The sequence below is a fragment of the Niabella agricola genome (assembly GCF_021538615.1).
GTDB classification, from domain to species: domain Bacteria; phylum Bacteroidota; class Bacteroidia; order Chitinophagales; family Chitinophagaceae; genus Niabella; species Niabella agricola.
In genome coordinates this window covers 1621099-1645780 of the sequence record NZ_JAJHIZ010000003.1, presented here as the reverse complement: position 1 = coordinate 1645780, position 24682 = coordinate 1621099, and the positions used below count along the sequence as shown (strand labels likewise).

The window sequence follows — 24682 nt, the reverse complement described above, 5'->3', positions numbered from 1 at the left end:
TATTTTGAAAAAATAAAATTAAATTGCAACATGCAGGAAAAGAAGCAATTAGAAGAAGCCCAAAATGTGATTTCGATTTTGACAAGCAGATCGGATTTTAATTTTGCAGGTTCAATATCGATTAAGTTTCTAAGCGTTTTTTGTGGTGACGCAATATTAATTCGGTATGAGTCGATAGATAATCGATTCTACAATATTTTAATAGATAGTGGGTTTGTAAAGACGTATAAATCCATTCTTAAACCAGAGCTACTAAAAATTAAATATGCCGGGGAAAAAATTGATATAGTAATTGGTACACACTATGATGGTGATCATATTGGCGGGTTGTTGGCGTTTGTTAATGATAAAGACTTCGATCTCCTGGAAATGGTAGAAAGGTGGATGATCAACTTCGATCTGCCTCTTGCTGATCCGCAAGGAGCGGTAAGTATTCGACAACTATTAACGCTTAAGACCAAACTTAAAGAGGCTAACAAACTAAATGAAGAAGCAATTACGACAAGGTGCACTGAAATTGTATTAGCAGGGCTTTCGCTGATTGTTCTTTCACCAGATTCGGCCCACTACGAGAAGGCCAAAGATGCGGTTGAAACTGAAAGCAGACAAATCGCAAGGTCGGGTAACGACTATCACATTACAATAGATGAATTTTCCAGAGTGATTCATGTGGAACATGAGGAAGATGATTCGGTTGCAAATGGTAGTAGTATTGCCTTATTACTTCGAGCCAAAGAATATAGCTCTTTATTATTGGGAGATGCATTTCCATCGGTAATTTGTCAGTCAATACGCAATTTAGGATATAATGAAAGTTCCCCACTAATTGTAGATTCACTAAAGCTGTCGCATCATGCCAGTAAGTTCAATATCAGTAACGAACTATTATCCATAATAAAGTGCAGCAACTATTTGATATCAGCCAACGCAATAAATAGATATAATTTGCCACACAAAGAAAGCATTGCGCGCATCTTGCTTCATAGCGCCAGAAACAAATCGACTCACTACAGGTTCTATTTTACAACCCGGAATAAAATATTGGAGGAAATGTTTCTTGTAGATGGATCTGAAATTTTTAATAGACTCAATTTTAGTCTTCATTTTCCGGATAGCCCGCATAGCGGAATATTATTGCCTTAATTAACTAAACCCATGTACGAAAATCCTATAATACCAGCAACACTGTATAAACTTGCCGCAAAAATAGTTGTCAAGGATAACCTTGAAGGATCCGGGATTCTTTTTTTGCCGAAAAATGAAGATGGGAGAATCTATATAATTACAGCAAAACACTGCTTAATAGGAAAAGATGGGCGATTTCAGACGAACCCATTAAACATATCTGTTCATTTAGGTAATGGACAAACGATTTACCATCTTACTATAAAGGACAAGATTATTTATCATGAATCCGAGGATATTGCATTAATTATCGTATCAAAATCTGACTTGGAGACACTCTACCAGCCAATACCACCAATTGGCCTTATAAGTGAAAATGGGGGTGAGTTGCAAACAGTATTCTATGGTTTTCCCAAAGGATTTCCTGAACATGCCCCAATTAGGGTGAATACATCATTGCTGCCTCCTCTTGTAGATAATACAATTTTTTTAGAATCAGCCCTTGAATCAGAAACAAACCTTACAGAATTAACAGTAGAAGGGTTTTCAGGTAGCGGAATATGTCTTGTCGCTGGCGGTAACGTTTATCTTTTAGGCATTGTTACGCATTTTGAGGAGTGGAAGCGATTTAGGGGTGTAAATATAAAAGCTTTAGAGTCGCTGTTACATTTAGCGCAACTACCGCCGGAACCACCGATAGTTATAGAGACTGATCCAAGCTTAATTGAGAACTACGAAGTACTTGAAAGAAATAGCGCAGATGTCCTGAGTAATATTGATGAAGAAATCAGCAATATTCACATTGAGAGAAAAGTATTGATGTCTCAAACGATTGCTCTATTGGAAAACAACGACGCGGTACTTATTTCGGGAATAGCAGGTGTTGGTAAATCGACATTCTGTAAAATGTTGCTGAAGCATCTTAAACATATCAGCAATGCTAAGATTATTTCCTTTAGCGGTGCGCAGATATGTCGAAATAGCACAACAGAATTGTTGGCGTCACTAAATATCAACCAGCAATTTGATCGGCTACTAAATAGTAAGGATCTGTCTGGTTTAAAAATTATCTACATCGATAGTGGGGAAAAAGCAATTGAGAGTGGCCAGATCGAAATTCTAAAAGATATCCTACGGTTGCCAGAAAGGTACCCTGGTCTCAAAGTTATCTTATCGATTAGGACTTACGCGCTCGGTCAAACTGCCTTTGGCCTAATTAATGAATCAAAAATAAAGAGCGCCCGTGTAACCCTTGAACTGTTGACAACTGAAGAATTAGCACCGTTAATTGCAAGACATCAAAAAATTAAAAATCTGTTAGGCAACGCCAAGATTGAAGCGTTTATAAGAACCCCATTTTATTTAAAGCAGGTCATCCAGATTCAAGACGAAATCAATCCCGACGAAATCGACGAGACCGGCCTGAAAATCAAACTTTGGGATCGGCTTATTCGCAAAGATAATCACGCAAGAGAAATCGTTTTTCAAACGATTGCTATTGAAAGAGCTAAGCAAATTACACCTTATATACCATTAAGGGAACATGTAGATCCGGCAATTTTAAACAACTTACTTTCCGATAATTTACTCGTCTCATCCTCCGATAGTATAGGTATCAAGCAATACGCGCCCTCCCACGATGTATTTGAGGATTGGGCTTTGGTCAGGCATATTCAGATGTTATTCGTCGAATCAGAGGGGAATCTAAAAAATTGTTTTTCTAGAGCAGGGAATTCTTATGCGGTCCGTAGAGGTTTCAGATTTTGGTTACAGGAACTTTACAGAACAACACCAATAAAAGCAGCCGATATATCACTCAAAATACTCGAACACGGAAAAATTGAAGAACATTGGAAAAATGAAGCACTTACGGCATTGCTAAATTCGAATGCCTGTTACCAGTTTCTTCACTCGAATAGCGCACTTTTGCTCGCAGGCAAGGCAGCTTTATTTGAAAAGGTTGTCCATTTACTAAGAACTGGTTGTAAAATTGTCGGCGACAGACTAGCTGAACCATCTTATCATGACGACCGGGAGTATTTGACAAGTAGCAGCTTACTGCCGATAGGCCCAGGATGGTTAGCTGTAATTAGATTCGTCGATGAAAATTTCGAACAGGTTTCGTCCAATTACTTTCTGTACTCATACCTATTGCTTGATTGGCAAAACGCCCCCCTGGAGCTGACAAATAATTGTATCTCTTATGCGTTAAGTCTCGCATCAAAATTGATCGAATTACATAAGGCGAAGTATAAAGAGGACAAGGAGAGTCCAAATGATATGCTGGCAGTCGGATTGGTTAAGTTGCTTTTTAGACTTTGTCCAATAGACGTTGATCTCACTGCAACCTTTATAAAGAGCTCTTTTGACTTCGTGAGTAAAAGCGCCCAAGATCGATCCCGCAACCGTAGTCTTCTTGATTATCATCTAGAGGATTTTCACGAAAAAGTAATTGAAATAGTTTTGTCCTTTGGAGCAAGCGAACATTTATGTATGTCAATGCCCGAATTGATGATGTCGGTTTGCCGCTTTGAATGGATTGCACCACCTCAACAGCCGAAGCAGACAATTCCAATCGGGAAATCTCTTATTGATATGGTTGATATAGAAGAAGGATTTCTTGATAAAAGTGAAAGATACTTTGGACTGAATCCCGGTACCAAAAGAGAATATAGTCCCGCAAGCGCTTTACAAACCCCCTTGTTGCATTTACTAAGGTATCATACCCACGAAGCTGTCGGCTTTATAATTGAGCTGCTTAACGAAACAATCGTCTCTTATATGAAACACCCTAAAGTTATAAAATCGGGCACTATTAAGACGATTTCGTTTAGACTCAGCGATGAAACGATGATCACACAATTTGGAGATGACGAGATCTGGAAAATGTACAGAGGTCACATGTCAACTCCCGATTTATTACAGAGCATGTTGATGGCTTTAGAGCATTATGTACTTGGTCTTGCAGTTGACAATACGAGGGAAAGCCGATTACTCCTGGCTGAAATTATTGATAGATTATACAAAGAGAGTAAAACTGTAGCAACAACTGCGATAATAGCTAGTGTCTCTATGGCTTATCCATTTGTTGTTAGGGAGAATATGATCCCTTTATTTCGTTGTAAAGAATTTTTGCTGTGGGATCTCCAACGACGACTTTCGGAACAAAATATCTTTCTGATGATGGAGTTTAATGCCGAGCGTCAAAAATTCCGTGATGAAAGATTCGCATCCAAGAATCTTCCGCATCGACTTGACCATCTGGAGCATTTAATTTTCAAGATGTCTTTTTACGAGGATTTTCACAAAGACGTTATAGCAATAATTGACTCCTATCAACAGGAAATTTCCTTGGGTGCCGACAATGGCCTAGAGTTCGACCACTGGCCAAATATGTTGTTTAGAATGGATCGGCGAAATTATTTGGCGCGCGAGTATGAAGATGAGCAAGTGAAGGGGGTAATATTCGAGCCTGTAGTTCCCAAAGATTCAAAGATTGCTAGTGATATGAAAAAAAGTCCAGAGAACCAGGGACTGAAGGTGTGGTATTGGTGCAACCAGATTTTAGACAAAGGGCGCCAAGAAGCAAATACTTTTGATGAATGGCAGGACTACTATTCAATATGTCGGGCTATATCTGAAGATGATATATTGATAGACAAAGGGCACAATTCACCTGCTGGGATTTCATTAATAGGTATAAATTATTATTGGTCAAAGCTGGCAGCATCAGAAAAAGAATGGATAGTTAGTGCGATCATCAACATATGTAGCGCAATTACTAACCAGGAGCGGGCGAAATACACTGATCCTTTGGCCATGCTTTCGGCATCGTACGGCTTATTTGATAAAGATCCTGCCATAGAATCCATAACGATACTTCTTAGACTTGATATTCCGGAAGGTGATAAAATAAAAATTAGAGCATTGATAATTGATCTGATTCACTTGCTGCCAATTTCAGATGGCTTAAGTCAACCATTGTTCGAGAAGGCCGCACGCGAGCTTTGGATATCCGATCCAAGTATTGCGATTGGATGTTTCCGATCATTATTGAAAATGAGTTGTAGTGATCTTTCACACCTTAAAGAAAGAGAGGTGGCCATCTCGGAAGACGAATTAAGGAAGTTAAATGCTGCGTTTGATTATAACTTTAGAGTAGACTACATTAATCGAATATATTTGGATAAGGCATTTCTCGTTTTGTCACAATGTGAGCGAATTGACGAGGAAGGCCTCGCTTTTCTGATCGCATATTTGGCTTTTTTGATGAATGACACTTATAAAAAAGAGCGTCATAGAGAGAATTACTATAATGAGCACAAATATTACGACGGCGCTCTTCATTTTCAAAAGCATTTTGGTACATTGGTACTTAAGCATTTGGATGAGGAAAAGGCAATACAATTATTTCTCTCTTTAATAGAATTTGTACTTGTGGAAGAGGAAGGGACGCTGTCACATCTGACGGATGATTCTTTTGAAATGATCAGGCGATCTTTAAAGGAAACTATTCTTACGCAGGATCGTCTAAATTGTGATACCAATAGGTTTAGCAAGCTTTGGAAAATTCTTATGGCTAAAACCTATAAGTCTAGGCGGCTGGCTTTATTGCCGTTTTTATTGCTTAGCATAGATTGGAAGGACTCTGCCAGAAGTTGGGCTGCAGTCGACGCTACTCCTAGTTTTTATGAAGATGTTATTATTTATTTGGGACACTATATGCCAGGAAGTGTTGTTAAATTATTAGGAGGAATAGGCTTCCAGGCCTTGTTCCCTAGGAGTATTGAATTACTTCTATTGACGATCAATAATGCTGAAGGGGCCGATTGGTTGCTGAATTATTTTGCTGAAAAGTATATTCAAAGGATCTTTTTTCAACACCGTCGAACTATTGTTTCTGATAGTACACTGCGTAGAGACTTTTTGTCCATTTTGGATATTATGATTCAAAAAGGTTCTTCAATTGCCTTTATTACCAGGGAGGGGATATTGTCGGCTTCACACAGCTAGCACTTTGATAAGATAGGAGTACAAGTTACCGTGGGCGAGTGTAATTTACCGAACTCACGATTGCTTAAGGATTAATGTGTTTCTCGTATCTCCATAAAAATTTAGCCCGCGACTTGCGGGCTAAATAAATCGGATATTACTATGATACCCTTTTTAGCGAATAGCTCACCGAGATATTGCTACTATATACGGTGATGCCCGATTTGGGCTTTTCTTTCGAGAGGGGAATTGTGTGTTTTCCCCTAAATGAGCCGTCGTCATTAAATAATTTTTCTTCGACCATTGCCATATTTTGACTAATAATACTTTTGTCCGGTTCGACATAGATTTCTGTTGTTTTGATTGATTTCTGACCCAGTATCTTGCCTGTGGTTTTCAAATCTACTCCTTGATTGTGGGTCACAACATTCGCCATAAAAAAGCGGGCTTTATGAGTTCTAAGATCGATTTTGAAATTCAGTATCTGGGCGATCTCTTTTAATAATCTGTTATATTGCTGGTTACTCGGTACAGGTAATAATTTTCCCGTGCGCAGGCAAACAGGATGGTTTTTATACTTTTCGATAATTTTCAAACAAACAGGTAATAAAGGCACAGACTCATTTACTCCGGTTTTTTGTCGATCGCGGCCTATCCACAATTTTCCATCGAACTCCGTTATAACATCTTCGGGTCGCAAGGCTTCTAGCTCAGCATACCCGAAGCCGCAGAAGCTTTGAAATATGTACATATCCCTCGCTTCATTGAGTTCTATGGTATCAAAATTATACGCTTCTAAAGCCAGGCATTCCTCAAAATTGAGCCAGTCATGTTTTGGCCGTTTGTAGCGGCATTTAAATGTCGAAAAAACATTGAATGGTACCCATTTCTTGGCGGCAGCGATTTCCATAATTTCCTTTATGGTTTGACAATATTTCATGGCCGCATTTTGCCCAACCTTGTACAGTGTGATTTGGTGTTTAAGCAGCTCCTCAATAAATGTTGACTCAACTGCATCTAAAGGGATATCGTCGGTTAGATAGCGGTACTGTATGAAGTCCTGATATCGTCTTTTGCGACCGATCAGTTTCTCTAAAGTGTTTGGAGAGCGTTCTCCTGCATAGCAGTATTGGAGAAACCCTAGGAGGTAATGATTTAAGGCAAGCAACAGCGTTTTAGGGCGATCTTTCTTATCAAATATTGGATTTACTTTTTTTACAAGTGCTTCAGTTGCCTCCTCCAGTGCAGCTTTTTCCTGCTCAAATAGGGCTAATAGTCCGATGCCCGGTTGTTTGCCGTTTTTGGACGCAGCCAACGCCTTTTTGTTGTATTTGATATAGGAGTCCATTAATTCATCGAGGGTTTGAGAGAAGGATGCATTCTCTATTTTTTCCAATCGTTCCTGTTCGGCTTTTACGGGAGCCTGATAAGAACTTATTACAGATTGCGGTGTTGCAATACCTTTTTTTGCCTGGATGAGGTCAAAGTGACGTTGTAAATCGACCTCAATTCTCAGCAGTTTTTTGTTGATCTGCCGGTGATCAGGAGCTGAGGCTAACACTTGTTTGTGGTCGTTGTCCCAAGAGTTTCGAAATGCTTTACAACCGGTAGAAAATTCATCCCGGTAGCCGTCAATGGTCACGCGGACATAGATAGGAATCTTACCATCCTTGGTGGCCTTTTTACCTTTTAGGTAAAACAAAATGTTCAGTGTTTGATTTTTTGAAATCATACAAAAAGAATTTAGCGTTAAAAAAGACGCCTTTCATCCCCTTGTGTACGCGATTAGTTCGAGGGGGCCTACGAAGATAGGTCCCCTTTTAGGCCCCCGAAGGGCCCTCTTTTTCCTTTGAAGTGCTTTGATGTAGCTTGGAATGCTTTTTTTGTTAAAACGCTTATTGGGACTGCATTTTAAACAAAAAAGACGCACTCTGTAATGCGTCTCAGTGATCCGGATTGGATTCGAACCAATGACCTACTGCTTAGAAGGCAGTTGCTCTATCCAGCTGAGCTACCGGACCAATCTTTGTTCATCTCCAATGGTCTGCTGCATGGAAGGCAGTAGCCGGTCAGAAGATCAAAGAATGGGCGCAAATATAGATTAAATTTACCTGTTTTTAAAAAACATTGCCGTCAAAACCGGAAAAAATTTGCTGGTATTGTTTTTCAAATTTATATTTGCTTCAAATGAATAATTTTAAAAATAACAATTGGTGGTGGCATAATAACTCTTTCAAGGGGCGTTAATGCTATTGTCCATGTTGTAACAATATAGTTGAACCCCGGTACTCACCGGGGTTTTTCTTTGATCGAACGAACATAAATTATGCAAAAAATAAGGATCCAAACAGAAGTACAGTCATTGCTGGCCGATATTTTTACGCCGGTGGGTATCTATCTGCGCCTGCGCGACCGCTTCCGGGACACGATTCTCCTGGAAAGCGCGGATAACAATGCTACCAACAACAGCTGGTCGTTTATCGGAGTAAACGCCATTGCCGGTATTGAAATGATTTCCGGTGATACCATCGACCTGAAATTGCCGGGCCATACAGCGGAAAAGATCCGGCTCTCCGGTGGTCAAAAGATCACGGATGTGCTGGCCGGTTTTATGAGCCGGTTTGAGGCAGTGCCCGGTGAGCGCAGGGAAGCCCGTTACGCACAGGGACTTTATGGCTATACCACCTACGATGCCATCCAGTTTTTTGAAACCATACCCGGCAGCCGGTTCAAAAACAATAGCAGCGATATCCCTTTAATGCGGTACCGGCTGTATCAATACGTGATCGCCATCAATCATTTCAGGGATGAAATGCTGATCCTTGAAAACAACATAGAAGGCGTGGAGAGCGAGCGGGCGGCCTTGCAGTCGCTGATCATGGGCCGGGATGTGCCGGTGTTCCCGTTTCGTAAAGAAGGCGGGGAAGCATCGAATATGTCGGATGAGGAGCACCGCGCGATGGTACGTTCCGGTATTGCCCACTGCCACCGGGGCGATGTATTCCAGATCGTGCTGAGCCGCCGCTTCACACAAAAATTTACGGGTGATGAATTTAATGTGTACCGTAGTCTGCGCAACATTAATCCTTCTCCCTACCTGTTCTTTTTTGACTATGGTGATTATAAATTAATGGGGTCTTCTCCGGAGTCGCAGCTGATCATTAATAAGGGTAAGGCCACCATCCACCCCATTGCGGGCACCATCCGGCGTACGGGTGATGATAAGACCGATGCGGAGCAGACAAAGACCCTGCAGGCCGATCCCAAGGAAAATGCAGAGCATGTAATGCTGGTAGACCTGGCGCGGAACGACCTGAGCCGTGGCTGCGGTGATGTGCACGTGAGCCATTTTAAGGAGCCGCATTATTATTCGCACGTGATCCACTTAGTGAGTGAGGTTAATGGAACGGTTTATCCGCAAACGCAGCCCTTCGATCTTTTTGGAAAAACCTTTCCGGCAGGTACCCTCAGCGGTGCCCCCAAAATAAAGGCCATGGAGCTGATCAGTGTGCTGGAGCCTACAGCACGTAGCTTTTACGGCGGCGCCATCGGGTTTATGGGCTTCGACGGCAGCTGTAACCAGGCCATCATGATCCGTACCTTTTTAAGCCGCAACAACACCCTTACCTGTCAGGCGGGCGGCGGTATCGTGGCGGCCAGTAATCCGGAGGGGGAGCTGCAGGAAGTGAATAATAAACTGGGTGCATTGAAGAAAGCTATCGTTGAGGCGGAAAAAATATTGTAAGTGATTAGGAGCCGGGCCGCAGTGCATCCGGCAGCATCCTTGCGTCGCACACTTGTGCTGTGGTGCATGGGGCAGCTTAGTAGTGAGAAGTATAAAGTGAGTGAGAAGTATAAATTAAGAAGTTGTATAAAGGCAGGCTTTAATCAAACTAAAATTAGAAATTAGAAATTAGAAATTCCGATATGAAATTACTCGTGTTTGATAATTACGATTCGTTTACGTATAACCTGGTGCATATGGTGGAAAAGATCCTGCATCAAAAAGTGGATGTGGTCCGGAACGACCAGATCCCGCTGGAGGAAGTAAAACAATATGATAAAATTATCCTTTCGCCCGGCCCCGGCATCCCGGTAGAATCTGGTCTGTTGCTGCCGCTGATAAAGGAATACGCGCCCTCCAAATCGATACTGGGCGTGTGTTTGGGGCAGCAGGCCATCGGCGAAACATTTGGTGGCATCCTGTATAACCTGCCCCAGGTATACCACGGCGTGGCTACGGATTGCACCATCATCAAACGTAGCGGCAACCTGTTCAACCACATGCCGGACCGCTTTGAAATCGGCCGCTACCATTCCTGGGTGGTATCTCGCGAAAATTTCCCGGATGAGCTGGAAATAACCGCCGTTGATGACCAGGATATGATCATGGCCCTACGACACAAGACCTACGATGTACAGGGAGTACAATTCCACCCGGAAAGTGTCCTGACGCCAATGGGCGAAACAATTATACGGAACTGGCTGGCAGAGTAATTTGAAAAGGTGGGAATTTTAAAATCCCGCTGTTGCGGAAAAGGTTGTGGAAATATATGGATGTATTGTTTAAAGCAAAGAACATGAAAAAAATATTATCCCTGTTATTTGAACATAAGACCCTGGACCGGGCAACCGCAAAGGATGTGCTGGTAAACATCGGCAAAGGGCTGTATAATGAGCATGAGGTAACGTCCTTTATGACGGTATACCTCATGCGCAGTATTACCCTGCAGGAGTTGCAGGGCTTCCAGGATGCCTTGCTGGAACTTTGCCTGCCCATGGAATTTGACGGCATGGATACGATTGATATTGTAGGCACCGGGGGCGATGGAAAGAACACGTTCAATATCTCTACCCTCTCCTGTTTTATTGTAGCCGGTACGGGGCAAAAAGTAACCAAACATGGCAACTACGGAGCGTCTACCATCAGTGGTTCCTCCAATGTAGTGGAATCTATGGGGTATAAATTCAAGAACGATAATTCGGCGCTTCGCCGGGAACTGGAAGAAGCCCATATTTGTTTTTTACATGCACCACAGTTTCACCCCGCATTAAAGAATGTAGGCCCCATCCGGAAGAACCTGGGAATACGTACGTTCTTTAATATGCTGGGCCCCCTGGTAAACCCGGCATTTCCGGCGTTTAGTATTATTGGTGTATACAACCTGGAAATGGCCAGACTGTATAATTACCTGATGCAACAGCAGTCGAAAGACTTTGCGATCGTACATGGCCTGGATGGGTATGATGAAATTTCGCTGACAGGCGATACCAAACTCATTACGGCAAAAGGCGAGCAGATCCTGTCTGCAACCGCATTGGGTGGTATGGAGGTAAAACCGGGGTCTATTAAAGGCGGAGATACCATTGAAGCTGCGGCTGCTATTTTTGCGGATATCATACAGGGCAGGGGAACAGCAGAACAGGAGGCGGTGGTACTGGCTAATTCGGCCGTGGCCCTGCAGGTAACGGGTGTTTATCCCAACTACACCGATGCATTTGAGGCTGCAAAAGAAAGCCTGCGGTCGGGCCAGGCTTACCAGTGTTTGCAGCGGTTGATCGCGTTACAGTAGCTGTGCGCTATCAGCATTTAGTTTTTAGTAGTCAGCTATGAGCCTGGGTATATGGAACCGGACAATTACATCGAGTATAAAAACGAAATCCAACGTTAGACTTTAAACCTGAAACAAGAATATGAATATCCTGGATACGATCATCGAACATAAAAGAAAAGAAGTGGCGGAAAGAAAGGCGCATACTTCCGTTGAGCAGTTGGAGCAAACCGAGGCGTTCCGTGCGCCGGTGCGTTCGCTGGCGGCCTCCCTGCTGGCCCCAGGCAGCACCGGGATCATTGCAGAGTTTAAACGGAAATCGCCTTCAAAAGGGTTTATCAACAAGGACGCAGATGTAGCCGTCATTACCGGTGCATACACAAGATTTGGTGCAGCTGCCCTGTCAGTACTAACAGACGAAACCTTCTTTGGCGGCTCGGTTGCCGATCTTGAAAAGGCGCGGAAGAACGATATTCCCATTTTACGGAAAGACTTTATCGTAGACGAGTACCAGATCGTGGAGGCAAAATCGATAGGTGCGGATATTATTCTTTTGATTGCTGCCTGTCTTACACCGGCGGAAGTGGAACGCCTGGCGGTATTTGCCGGTTCGCTGGGACTGGAAACGATACTGGAGCTGCATGCGGAGGAGGAGCTGGAGCACGTTTGTGCGGCCACAAAAATTGTGGGCATCAATAACCGGGATCTAAAAACATTTTCGGTAGATATTGAGCGCAGTCTGAAAATGGCAGAGCAGATTCCTGCGGATAAAATAAAAATAGCGGAAAGCGGTATTGATAAGATCGACGATATCTTATTGTTCCGTAAAAACGGGTTTAAAGGCTTTTTGATCGGTGAATATTTTATGAAACAGGAAAACCCGCCGCTGGCATTTGAAAATTTTGTAATTCAATTACAGGCACAGCAATGAACACCCCTTTAATAAAAGTTTGCGGCATGACGCAGTTGCAACAGGTAAAACAGCTGGCAGCATTGGGTGTGGACTATGCCGGTTTTATTTTTTATCCGGCTTCGCCGAGATATGCAGCGGGGAAAATAGAACCTGCAGCGTTGAAGGAGCTGAAAGATATTAAAAAAGTTGGAGTATTTGTTAATGCGGCTGGGGAAACGATACGGGAAACTGTTGAAGCATACGGGCTGGAGGCTGTTCAGTTGCATGGAGACGAAACACCGGAGTTCATTGGATCATTGAATACAAATGCGCAAATTATTAAAGTATTCCGCTTAAAGGGGAATGAAGCAATTGCTGCATTGACAGAGCCTTTTGAAAAGCAGGTTGCCGCGTTTTTATTTGACACCAAAGCCAAAGAATATGGAGGCACCGGCAGAAAGTTCGACTGGTCGGCCCTGCGTTCGGTTGATTTGAAAAATCCCTGGTTCTTAAGCGGCGGCATCGGACCGGGTGATATTGCGGATTTGAAATCTTTCCTCGCGGATCAGAAAGTGCATGCACTGGATGTGAACAGCCGGTTTGAAACAACACCAGGTGTAAAAGATATGGCATCGATTGAAAAATTTATCCGCGAATTGGGGCAGGAATAATGTCGCCTCAGGCGATAAATAATTAAGTGGCAGTCTCAAAGTCCGTCATTTGGAGCGTAACGTAGTGAAGCCGGGAAATCTTCTATATTTAATTTTCTAACAGCCTTGAAAAACTAAGCCGCGTCAAAGCAAAGTAGGTTGAATGAAGCGTTAAGGGTTCATGTAACTTACTTTTTTTATTACAGGGGTAACAAAAGGGACCTTTCGTGGATATAGTATAAAACAGCGATCATTTTAAAATTTTATACTATGCAAGCGAATATTTTTATTTGGGGTAACCGGTATCGGCTACTCAGTATTCCGTATATTCTTTATCTTGTTTTTATAGCCGTATTGTTATTGAACTCAGTAAGCAGTTTTGCGCAGAGTGATCCAATGCCGCCGGAAAGCCGGCTGAGGGGCAAGGGCTTCCGCTTCGGTTTGAACGGTGGCTACGACCTGTTTCCGGATTACAAAAACAATACGCCCTATATCCGCTATAAAGGAGGCCTGAGCGCAGGCGTTACCGCCGGCTACTACTGGAAATGGCTCAGTGTTGGAGCGGATGTGGATTATATCAAAAACAGCCCGCAGAATAAATACCCGGTGGATTCGGTTTTTGATCCGGTCAATAATGTACTGATCAAAGATTTTACTTTAACAAAACAAGATATTACCCGTATTTTTTATGGCATTGGTCCTGGTGTACATTATACCGGTCGCCAGGGCCGGTTTGCGGTGGAACTGAACGGAAGGGCCGGCGTTGCTTCCATCAAAGGCGGCGGACTGGCACTTACCGGTAAAAGCGGGTCGTTAGCGCAGGTGCTTAATTATCATGGCGGGTATAACCTTAACAATGTATTCAGCATAAAAGGCGCATTAACGGCCCGTTACTTCTTTAACGATGTTATAGGCATGCATATCGGAGCCTATTACCTGCGCCATTTCAAAACGAAAGATGCAATTGGACCGGCCGGTTATTCGGCAGCCTACCGGGCTTTTGAACCGGATGAAAAAGGCGTACGCTCTTTTACAGAAAAAGATCTGCGGAGAATTGATCAATCCTGTAACTGCGATATTGCGTCCATCGGAGCTTATGCCGGCATCAGCCTTCGCCTGCCTTCCCGTAAAAAAGCAAAGAAGCCTGCACCTGTGGTACCACCGGCAACCACCTGCAATTCCTGTCAGGTATATGCATTGGCGGTAACAGCCCGTGATCAACATACAAAGGAAGTATTGCCGCACACCGATGTGACGGTAAAGGATGCCGGCGGAAACGTGATCCGGTCTGGTATAACCAATGCGTTTGGAGTGGTGGTGTTCCAGAATATGACTCCAGGCGCTTATACCATCAACGGAAAGTTGTATGAAGTGGATCTGGCACCAGCACAGGCAAATGGAACAGAGTTCATTCCCAACGGCACCCTGCAAAAAGAACTGTTGTACACAGATGAAAACTTTATCCTGCAGGGGAACGCGGTGGTATGTAATACTGCAACAGCCCTGCCGGGTGTTACGGTAGTGCTTAGAGACCGGAACAGTTCCATTGAGAAAAATACACAAACCGATGGTAGCGGCGCCTTTTTATTTCATCTGAAACAGAAATCAGAAATAACGGTGTTTGGCCGCAAGGAAAAATATTTTTCACAAATGGTGAACATCGCCGCGTCCGACTATAACCGCAACACCACCTTGTTTGTAAAACTGGAAATGTGTATGGAAGTAGCGGATTGCGATAAGGCGATCCGGCTGGAGAACATTCATTACGATCTCGACAAATATTTTATCCGGGAAGATGCCAAACCCGAGCTAAACCGGCTGGTGCAATTTATGAATGACAACCCGGGTGTGCGTGTGGAGCTTTCTTCCCATACCGATTCCAGGGCTTCACATGCCTATAATCAAACGCTTTCGCAAAACAGGGCCGATGCAGCCAAGGCCTACCTGATCTCCAGAGGGATTACCGGAGACCGGATTGTGGCAAAGGGTTATGGAGAAACCCGCCTGCTGAACCGCTGCGCCGATGGGGTAAACTGTTCCGAAGCAGCGCACCAGTTTAACCGGCGTACAGAAATGAAAGTCATCTGTCCCAGATAAAAAACGGCGGGCCTGGCCGGTACTTAAAAACGGCCGGAGCCTGCCTTTATCCTTCATGAAGCGTACGGAGAAAAACCTTACGTGATTTCCTGACCATTAAAAATCTGAAAAAATGAAAAAAGCGACAAGATATACGTTTATCAAAAATCCGGTTCCGGCGGTTGTTATGAGCTGTTTTGCGGGCCTGGCCTTGTACCTGCTGACATCCTGCAGTAAAACGGATGCCTGTACCTATACAACATCCGAGCCGGTAGCGCAGGGCTGCAACGCGGGAATGGATGTGGCCTTCCTGCTGGATTACACCGGAAGCATGGGACCTGCGATCGATTCCGTAAAAAAAGAGGTAAACAATATCGCCAATACCATTGTAACGGAATCAGGAGGAGATTACCGCCTGTCGCTATCCCTGTTTGATGAATATACAAAAGAGGGCGACGGTTTTCCATTGCCTATGTATCTGAACGCACCGGACTACCTGGCCTTGCCGGCCAGTCAGAAAAAGATCATAACTTCCGGGCCAACGACCAATCAGTACCTGACCATGATGGAAAAATTTGCGCCGGCAAATAAGACCTCGTTTAGTACACAGCTTGCAAAGCTTAATAATCCTTCTGCAATGAAACTGGGCGCGGGGATTGGAGGCCCTGAGCCCGGTGACCTGCTGTTGCATGAAATACTCAGCAACCAGTTTGCCGGAACCTGGCGCAATGGAAATATTACCAAACTGGCGGTGATCATTACCGATGCGCCGGCCAGTGGGGACGACGATAATGCTACCGCGGCGGATGACACCTACCTGGATGCCCTGGCGGCCACGGCTAACAGCATGGGTGTTCAATGCATCCTGCTGACGACCTTTAAAGGGAACGCTACCTATCCGGCAAATTATAAACTCCATCTGATTACCAATAATACCGGAGGCAAAGTATATGAATTCGATAGTTTTAATAATATTTCAAAAGAACTGATTGCGATTATAGAAAATATTTGCAGTCAGACCGGAATCCGGCGCTAATAAGCATCAGCGCTTTTTCACAGCTCGGCAAGTGCGGCGCTTTGTTTAAAAGATTCAAAGCTACAGCGCTAAAAACTGCTATTTTTGACGGTATAATTGCTGAGTATGCAGATATTTAAAGAAATAGCCGGCAGGATTTGTGCGGCATGGGCATTGGTTACCTTTATCATCACATTCCTTCTTGTGTTGCCTTTTGCTTTTATTTCTTATCTGTTTCCCGAGCCCGCTTCTACTGCCTACTTTATCCGTGTCTCTAAAATATGGATGCATATATGGTTCTTTCTGATTGGCTGTCGCATACGCATACGGGGGAAGGAGTATTTCAAAAAAGGAACAGGTTATGTAGTTACCTGCAATCACAATTCTTTACTGGATATTCCTTTATCATCTGCATTTATTCCCGGTCCCAATAAAACCATCGCTAAAAGCAGTTTTGCCAAGATTCCCATTTTCGGGTGGTACTATACAAAAGGATCGGTGCTGGTCGACCGTAAAAGCGAAACCAGCCGGAAACGAAGCATTGAAAAAATGAAAGCGGTACTGAGGCAGGGGATGCATATGTGCATTTATCCGGAAGGAACACGGAATCGTACGGAAGAAATACTGAAGCCCTTTTATAACGGTGCCTTTAAGCTGGCAGAAGACACCGGGCACGCCATTATTCCGGCGGTAATCCTGGGTACCAAACAGGCCGTTCCGTTGCATAAACCCTTTTTCTTTTTGCCCCGTACCCTGGAAATCCACTTTTTAAAACCTGTTGAAGTGAATGGAAGGAATACGGCAGCATTGAAAGAAGAAGTGTTTGGTATTATGAGCAATTACCTGAAGAAGACACAGTGATGAATGTGGAAATATGAAAAGGTGGAAATGGAGGTGCCGTGCTCCCGCTTCGGGGAATGTAAAATATCCAATGAGAAGTATTAAATGTAGAAGTGAAGATGCCGTTCCTGCTCGGTAATTCCATTTCTGTAAAAGATCATAAGATCATGGAATTGAGCATCCTACTCCAGACAGAAACGAAACCAGCTTGAAACGTTAAACCTGGAACCTTCTTCCCCTTCGGGAAATGTAAAATAACCAATGAAAAGTTTTAAATGTGGAAATGAACGGCCATTTCTGTTCTCTGATCTTCCTTTGGTCAATATGACACAGAAAACAGGGGATGACAAGTTGGAGTAGGAAGAAGTACATAGCGCATAAAAACGGCTCTAACATCAAACCTTAAACCTCAAACCTGGAACTTTTAATACCGCGGTCCTCCGTTAAAAAACGATCGGTTCCGGTTAATTTTCAGATCCTGCAGCATGCCCGATTTGGGGCTGATGGTAAAGTTGTAATATTTATAAATACCCACAGGGGAAACGCTCGCAGAAAATTGCCAGCAATGCAGGTCACGCGAGATGGTGAAGCCCACCGTCTGGATCTGCTTGGTCTTAAAATCATAGGCACCATTTACGTTAAAATTCCACTTGGGCGTAAGGTTAAAACTGCCGTTGAAATTGGTGCTGGAATTGATCCCGTTACCGGCATAGCCTCCGGAGGTTCTGTTTGGCTTTGCATAGGTGAGCGAGTAGGAGATATTAATCGACCATTGGGTATTGAAATCTACAAACTCGGCCGGGTTTTGACGCATGTATTCCAACAGGCGTTGTTGCTGCGACTGCAGCATGGGGTCATTCAGCTGTTTATTCAGCGCTTCTTCCCGCTGCTTCGCTTTTTGGGGATCCTTGGGTTTGCTCTGGAAGCTTGTACTCATGGTAACACTGGCATTGGTGAGGGTACCGATATTAAACTTCTTACCCTCCCAGGCATAATGCTGCCACATAGGATAGCCGTTCGCATCCAGCTTATAAGGCATTAATGTACCGTTGGCACTTAGGTTGATCTTTTCAAACAGGTTGGTTCGGAAATAAAGGTTAAAGGGCGCCAGCTTATAGGAATTACTGTCAGCAAACATATTGTACCCCGAAGTAAATCCAAACCCTTCGATCAGGCGTATTTTTTTAAATCCATTCTCGTCAACCTTATTGTCTGTATTGGTATCGTTGCTGGTGCTGTCGGAATCTGCCTTCTTCTTTTTCCGGGCTTTTACTTTCATCTCCAGGTTATTATCGATGCCAAAATTAATCCCTCCGAACCGGCGCGGAACATACCGTGGCATTGATTGGGCGCCGAGGCCCGCCAGCCGGTCATAAAATACAGTAGAAACAATATTGGAATCTGCACCTTTACCTCGCACCCGAACAGCCTGGAAATTATCTTTGTTAATGTCGGGCGTATAGTTAAGAGACAGTGTTGGGCGTATAACATGCCGGATTGCCTGTACCTGTTTGTTTCTGAACTGGTAGGTTCCGTACAGGGCGGTGTTAAAACTAATGCCCATGCTCATTTGCTTATTGATGCCAATCCCTTTCCGCATATCAGCAATAATCGTGTCATAGGTCTCCGTTTGTCCTAAAGCATTTACCATCGTGCGCTGTTGCACGTTGTAAGTAGCCACCCGGCTTACGATGTTTTGCGAATAGGAGATGGAGGGCGAAATCATCAATGCTCCTCCCAGAATAGGGGGCAGGGACAGAGAAATCGGAATGCTTTGATTGGAGTTCCATTGAGCAGTATCCCACATGCGTGCGAATGCATTCTTGTAAAGATTCAGCCCCTTCAGGGAGTCTTTTTGCCGGTCGGAATATTCATAATACGACATGGAGTTCTGGAACCCTGTCTGAAACCCAACGCCCAGTTGCTCATACCATTTTTTTGATCCGGCCGAATTCTTCTTCTGGAACGGGTATACGGTATTCACCGTAAATGCCATATTCGGGAAGTTAAATGTTACCAGGCGCTGTGCATTATTCTGGTTGTGGTTAAAGCTTGCTGTAAAGTTAAACGGTTTGTCCTGCCAGGTTTTTGCATAAGTGATCGAAGAGCCGGCGGTATTATTTGCCAGGTTCAGGAGGTTGCTGTTAGGAATATTTTCGTTGTACCGGGTAGAGCTCATGTTCACATTGGCCGAAAAGTTAACACCGGGACGGGAACGGGAGTCAGACGAGTGGGCCCAGTTCAGGGTATAGGTGCTTATTTTGGAAAAATCGGGATCGCCTCTGAAATTGCGCCGGGTACGCTGTAATCCAAAATTAAAAGAGCCCTGGTATCTGTAAATTTTCCGGTAGGAGGGCAATAAGTTCACCATCCAGCTTCCGTAAGAATAAATATTTCCATAGACCTGTACATCCCAGTGGTCGTCGATTACCTGGTAATAGCCCAGACGGGATAATCCCAGCCCCATTTGGTCGTTGCGCTCAAAGGAGGGCGACATAAAGCCTGAATGACGGCCCTGGGAGAGCGGATAAAAGCCAAACGGCAGATAAATGGGCACTGGAACCGAGTCGAATTCCGGTCTTACGGCCCCGGTAACCGCTAATTTTTTGTTAACGATTTTAGCGCGGCGCGCCCGGAAGCCAAAATGCGGATGATCCAGGTTACAAGTGGTGAAAAAAGTTCCCTGTCCGTACATCGTACGGGCATCTATTTTTTTAGCGATTTCGGAGTGTACATACATTTCGCCCTGCTGGGTAATGGTACCTTTGGTAATGCCCTGCTGCGTTTTTATATTGTACTCCATGCCCTCGCTCTTATAAGCCTCTTCCCCCTGCTTCATTTCGGCATAATCCGATATTTCTCCGGTGCTGTCCCTTCCGGCCTTGGCGGTTACTATATGATTGGTCTGGTCGATCCCGATTTCCGGTGCGGTCAGGGTCATGTCCTGGTATTCCGCTTTCGCCTTTCCATACAGGTTAATTTTTTTCGAATCAAGAAAACCTACTATAGAATCCTGTCCAAAATATTTTACCGGTCCGGAAAGAGTGTCTTTAGATATCTTCAGGTGGAACGTATCTGTTTTTGTGCGCGCGCCCGTATCTGTTGCCAGTTTGGCAGAATCGGTTATCTTTAGGCCGTCTTTTACGGGAACGGTGTCTTTTATGGATTTTTGGGGAATGGTGTCTTTTTGAAAAAGACTGCCCTCTGCATCCGGGCGTTCCGGAATAACAAAAGCGGCAACATCTTTTTTACCAGCCATCGCAATCATAGCTGTTAGAAAAGGGACAACAAAATAAATTCTTTTAAATTTGCGCATTAGGGTTTGAGCCAAAGTACGGCGCAAATGTATAAATAACAACGTAAAGATTTTGTGAAGCTTGAAACTAAAATCAGATATTACATCCAAGCCTGAAAAAAAATGAAGAAAAGTATTGTTCAATTTATTCTATTTATAGTTGCAGCAGGTTGTTTTTCCGGTATTTCGGCCCAGCAGGGAACATCGGGGGCGAAATCGGGGGCAGTAAAGACCATTATTGTAGATGCAGGGCATGGCGGAAGCGATGTAGGAGCGGAAGGGCTCCAGACCAATGAGGCGGCCATTACCCTGCAGGTGGCGCGGAAACTGGCCACGGCGATGCGCACCCAGTTAAAAGGCATTAATATCCTCGAAACAAGGACTACGTCTGCATTGCCGGGAGGGTTAACCAACTCGGTTGCCGCCAACCGTTACCGGGCTGATTTTGCCAACCGGAACAACGGCGACCTGTTTATTTCGCTGCATTGCAATGCGGCAGGCAGAAGACCCGGAGGCTGGTATGTGAAAAAGGTAATTGGCCGGGAAGCGCATACAAAAACGGTGACCGTCGGAAAGGGAAGGAAGAAAAAAAAGGTCAAAAAAACCTATTACGTAAATAAATATGAAGACGTATGGGTGGAAAATAAGGCAAGAGGTACTGAAACCTATATCTGGGCTGTGGGGAAGAACGAGCAGAAGGTGAACTCGATGAAAAATATTGACGACGAGGACAAGGACTATTACAACGAAGAAACAGGCGGCGGAGCAGATGCGCCCCCGTTGCCGGATGTAAATGACCCCGCCGAACGTGTACGCATGCTGATCTATGCGCAGAATTATTTCCGCAAAAGTTATTCACTGGCGGCACTGGTCGAAAAGAACTTTATTGCCGGCGGACGTCTCAGCCGGGGCGTACAGCAACGGAATCATAAGGGTATCTGGGTGCTGCAGGCTACGGGAATGCCCAGTATCCTGGTTGAAATGGGCTTTATCAGTAACAAGGAAGACGAAGCATACCTCATGAGCTCCGATGGACAGGAAGAAATTGTAAACAGTATCCTGGCTGCAGTTAAGACCTATATTGAAAAATACAGCACCGCAGCGCCGGGATCCCTGGCGGTAGCAAACAGGTCGGAATAAGGAGGCAAAGGTCGGGTGTTATACAAAGAATTAACGATTCCGATAATGAGTTTTTGGTATAAATACGCTGGTTTTTAATTTTTTCGGACGTTATTTGCAGTATAATTTGAGTTAATTGGCATCAGAGAGAATTTAAACCATGTTTCATGAAAATATCAAATGAACTTAAAGTAGGCGCCATGGCTGTATTGGCTATTACCGCCTTAATATTCGGGTTCAGGTTTTTGAAAGGGAAGGATATTTTTAATCATAACCCCAAGATTTACGCCATTTTTAAGTCCGTGGGCGGACTGGAAAAATCCAATTTTGTAAAGATCAACGGGCTTGCAATCGGGTCGGTTTATAAAATCGAACCATCTAACGCAAATGTAGACTCTATCAAGGTTACTCTCAGCATTACGGAAGATGTGAATATTCCCGCTAATTCGGTTGCCTATATTTCGGGAAGCCTTCTGGGAGCATCCGAAGTCGTGATCGATAAGGGAAACGCAACCCAATACCTGGGCGATGAGGACAACATCCATACCAAGGTAGAGGAAGGACTGCTGGGTAACCTCTCTTCGGAAGCCAAACCATTGATGGGAAAGGTAAAGACCGTAGCCGATTCACTAACCTTGTTATTATCACATTTTAATAACACGCTGGATGCGCCTACCCAGCGTAATTTACAGGAAGCGATCGCGCATTTAAAGAATACCATTGCGTCCCTGAATCTTTTATTGACCAGTGTACAGAAACCACTCGCGGCTTCTCTGGACAATATGAGCGTATTTACCGAATCCTTAAAACGGAACAACGGCCAGGTGGACCAGATCCTCGGAAACGTAACCACACTAACCGGAAATCTTTCCCGCCTACAGTTGCAGCAAACAATGGACACCTTAACAACAACGGTATCTGCACTGCGCGATGCAGTAAATAAGATTTCCAGTCCGGAGGGTAGTATAGGGGCATTAATGAGCGACCGGCAACTATATAACCGGCTCAACGACGTTGCTTTGAGCGCAGAAATCCTGTTAGATGACATTCGCGTACATCCGAAACGGTATGTGAATATTTCCGTTTTTGGCAAAAAAAATAAGGCAGGAGAGCTTACGGCACCTGCCATAAAGGATACCGTTCCTCAATAACATGCAGACATTTCTTTTTAAAAGACACGGCTTCCTGTTCCTCTTGCTGGTATGGGCGGGAGTGATCAGGGCACAGCAGCCCACGCCGGTTCCGCCGGGCGGATCGGCTCCTATCGACATCATACATGCCGACAGCCTTTCGATAAAAAAGGCGGATGACAGCACCACGCTCACCATCCTGGTAGGCAATGTGGTGATGAAGCAGGGCACCACTACTTTTAAATGCGACCGCTGCGTACGGAACGACCGTGCCCGCACCTTCGAAGCCTGGGGAAATGTACACATCAATGACTCCGATACTACCAACATTTATTCGGGGCATTTGAAATATCTTACGGATAAGCAGATTGCCTACCTGGATAAAAACGTAAAGCTGACCGACGGGCATGCCACCTTAACCACGCCGGATATGGAGTACAATATGACCACAAATATTGCTACCTATAAGAACGGCGGGAAAGTGGTGAACCGGCGCACAGTGATTACCAGTAAGGAAGCATTTTATTATACGGATATCAAGGACGTTTACTTCAAAAAGAATGTGCTTGTAAATGATCCGGGCTACAGGATTACCACTGATTCCCTGCTGTACAACACCGAGAACCAGGTAGCCCGTTTTATTGCGATGACGCATATAAAAGACAGCACCAATGCATCGATCGATACCCGTGAGGGGTATTACAATCTGAAAAGCGGCGATGCCCAGTTTGGCCAGCGGCCGCTGATCAACGACGGAAAGGGGGTTACTGTGGAGGCGGATAAGGTATCGCTGGATCAGGGATTTGCGAAGGCAGAGGGGAATGCCGTGGTCATCGATACCATACGCAAAACAACCATCATCGGGAATCTGATTTACCAGAACCGGGTTACAGAGGCTGTATTGGCCACATTAAAGCCGCTGATGATCATAAAACAGGGGGAAGACTCGATTTTTATTACCGCCGATACGCTGTTTAGTGCCAAACTTACAGATCTGTACGTGGTGTCACCCGCCCTGGGCGGCGACAGCATCCGGATAAAGCCGGATACATTGAAACAGGAACAGCAGGATTCTCTGGCGGTGAATCCGGTAGCTGCCGGAAATCCGGCAGTACCTGCTATCAAAGATTCGGCAGCAGCAAAGCCGGCGGTTATGGCTGGAAAAAGCAATCTGCCACAGGAAAAAGCCATGGCTGCAATTCCAAAAAAGGAAAAACCAAAAACGACCAAGGCCATTCCTCTGCCTTCATCAGTAGATCCCGAACATAAAGCGGCTGTAAGAGACAGTATACCCGGGAAAGCCGTCACAGATGTACCCAAAGCGCTGGAAAAAACGATGAATAGCCCTGCTGCCGGAGCCGGGGCTGCAGTTCCAAAAGCAGCGGGAAAAACACCGCAATCTTCAAAGGGGCAGGCGGCGAATGATAGCACGAACCGGTATTTTGAAGCCTTTCATCATGTAAAAATTTACAGCGATTCGCTCCAGGCGGTTTGCGACAGTTTATTTTATTCTTTTAAAGATTCTACCTTTCGGTTGTACCAGGACCCCGTGGTTTGGGGAAAGGCCAGCCAGATAACCGGCGACACCATTATGCTGCATACCAAAAACAAGCAGATCAACCGGTTTGAAGCGTACAAGAGAGGATTTATGATCAATCATATCGAAGACCAGGCCTATAATCAGGTAAAAGCTACCCGGCTCGATGGTTATTTCACGGAAGGCAATATGGATTCGGTGCGGGCAAAAGGATCGGCCGAATGCATCTACTATGTACAGGATGCGGACAGTTCATATATTGGTGTAAATCAGACCAGCTCTGATATCCTGGATGCTTATTTTTCAGAAAAAGAGCTGAAAAAAGTGGTACTCAGAAGCCAGGCAAATGGAACCCTTTACCCCATAAAAGATAAATCACCGGATGAAATGCGTTTAAAAGACTTCCGTTGGCGTGAAGCGGAGCGGCCGCGCACCAAGTACGACCTGATGCAATAAAAA

The 24682-nt window shown here is 44.5% G+C and carries 15 protein-coding genes and 1 tRNA gene; 13 read left to right on the top strand and 3 right to left on the bottom strand.

What is annotated here, in order from left to right; translation table 11 throughout:
- Positions 1–30: 30 nt before the first annotated feature.
- Together LL912_RS12270 and LL912_RS12265 are read left to right on the top strand one after the other, a co-directional pair.
- Positions 31–1143 carry a ComEC/Rec2 family competence protein gene (locus tag LL912_RS12270; RefSeq protein WP_235553861.1) on the top strand — a complete coding sequence of 371 codons (1113 nt, stop codon included), beginning with the start codon at positions 31–33 and terminating at the stop codon, positions 1141–1143.
- Positions 1144–1155: 12 nt separating this feature from the next.
- Positions 1156–6138, top strand: a complete 4983-nt coding sequence (locus LL912_RS12265) for an ATP-binding protein (protein ID WP_235553860.1) — start codon at positions 1156–1158, stop codon at positions 6136–6138.
- Positions 6139–6277: 139 nt separating this feature from the next.
- Here the strand turns inward: LL912_RS12265 and LL912_RS12260 are convergent, their stop codons facing one another.
- Positions 6278–7849, bottom strand: a complete 1572-nt coding sequence (locus tag LL912_RS12260) for a site-specific integrase (RefSeq protein WP_235553859.1) — start codon at positions 7847–7849, stop codon at positions 6278–6280.
- Between the two features lie 215 nt (positions 7850–8064).
- A tRNA-Arg gene (locus tag LL912_RS12255) sits at positions 8065–8138 on the bottom strand.
- A gap of 305 nt (positions 8139–8443) precedes the next feature.
- On the opposite strand from LL912_RS12255, the gene LL912_RS12250 reads away from it, so the two are divergent.
- The 8 genes from LL912_RS12250 to LL912_RS12215 all read left to right on the top strand — a co-directional run bounded on the left by LL912_RS12250 (position 8444) and on the right by LL912_RS12215 (position 17163).
- Complete coding sequence (locus LL912_RS12250; RefSeq protein WP_235553858.1) at positions 8444–9862, top strand: anthranilate synthase component I family protein; 1419 nt, start codon at positions 8444–8446, stop codon at positions 9860–9862.
- 182 nt (positions 9863–10044) lie between these two features.
- The gene (locus tag LL912_RS12245; RefSeq protein ID WP_235553857.1) at positions 10045–10614 is read left to right on the top strand and encodes an anthranilate synthase component II; all 570 of its coding nucleotides are present in this window, start codon (positions 10045–10047) and stop codon (positions 10612–10614) included.
- Positions 10615–10697: 83 nt separating this feature from the next.
- Positions 10698–11690: an anthranilate phosphoribosyltransferase gene (gene trpD, locus LL912_RS12240; RefSeq protein WP_235553856.1), complete on the top strand. Its 993-nt coding sequence runs from the start codon at positions 10698–10700 to the stop codon at positions 11688–11690.
- A gap of 121 nt (positions 11691–11811) precedes the next feature.
- Positions 11812–12600 (top strand): indole-3-glycerol phosphate synthase TrpC, encoded by a 789-nt coding sequence (trpC, locus tag LL912_RS12235; RefSeq protein WP_235553855.1) that lies wholly within the window; start codon positions 11812–11814, stop codon positions 12598–12600.
- A 26-nt stretch (positions 12601–12626) separates the two neighbouring features.
- A complete protein-coding gene (locus tag LL912_RS12230) occupies positions 12627–13232 on the top strand; it encodes a phosphoribosylanthranilate isomerase (protein WP_235553854.1) in 606 nt (201 codons plus the stop codon).
- Positions 13233–13481: 249 nt separating this feature from the next.
- Positions 13482–15308, top strand: a complete 1827-nt coding sequence (locus LL912_RS12225) for an OmpA family protein (protein WP_235553853.1) — start codon at positions 13482–13484, stop codon at positions 15306–15308.
- Between the two features lie 112 nt (positions 15309–15420).
- Positions 15421–16323, top strand: coding sequence for a vWA domain-containing protein (locus LL912_RS12220; RefSeq protein ID WP_235553852.1), 903 nt, complete (start codon positions 15421–15423; stop codon positions 16321–16323).
- A gap of 105 nt (positions 16324–16428) precedes the next feature.
- The gene (locus LL912_RS12215; protein WP_235553851.1) at positions 16429–17163 is read left to right on the top strand and encodes a lysophospholipid acyltransferase family protein; all 735 of its coding nucleotides are present in this window, start codon (positions 16429–16431) and stop codon (positions 17161–17163) included.
- A gap of 403 nt (positions 17164–17566) precedes the next feature.
- Here LL912_RS12215 and LL912_RS12210 read toward each other — a convergent pair whose 3' ends face one another.
- On the bottom strand, positions 17567–20401 hold the full coding sequence (locus tag LL912_RS12210) for a putative LPS assembly protein LptD (protein WP_235553850.1): 2835 nt from the start codon (positions 20399–20401) through the stop codon (positions 17567–17569).
- Between the two features lie 159 nt (positions 20402–20560).
- On the opposite strand from LL912_RS12210, the gene LL912_RS12205 reads away from it, so the two are divergent.
- The 3 genes from LL912_RS12205 to LL912_RS12195 all read left to right on the top strand — a co-directional run bounded on the left by LL912_RS12205 (position 20561) and on the right by LL912_RS12195 (position 24679).
- On the top strand, positions 20561–21577 hold the full coding sequence (locus LL912_RS12205) for an N-acetylmuramoyl-L-alanine amidase family protein (protein ID WP_235553849.1): 1017 nt from the start codon (positions 20561–20563) through the stop codon (positions 21575–21577).
- A 146-nt stretch (positions 21578–21723) separates the two neighbouring features.
- Positions 21724–22707, top strand: coding sequence for an MlaD family protein (locus LL912_RS12200; protein WP_235553848.1), 984 nt, complete (start codon positions 21724–21726; stop codon positions 22705–22707).
- A 1-nt stretch (position 22708) separates the two neighbouring features.
- On the top strand, positions 22709–24679 hold the full coding sequence (locus LL912_RS12195; RefSeq protein ID WP_235553847.1) for an OstA-like protein: 1971 nt from the start codon (positions 22709–22711) through the stop codon (positions 24677–24679).
- Positions 24680–24682 lie beyond the last annotated feature (3 nt).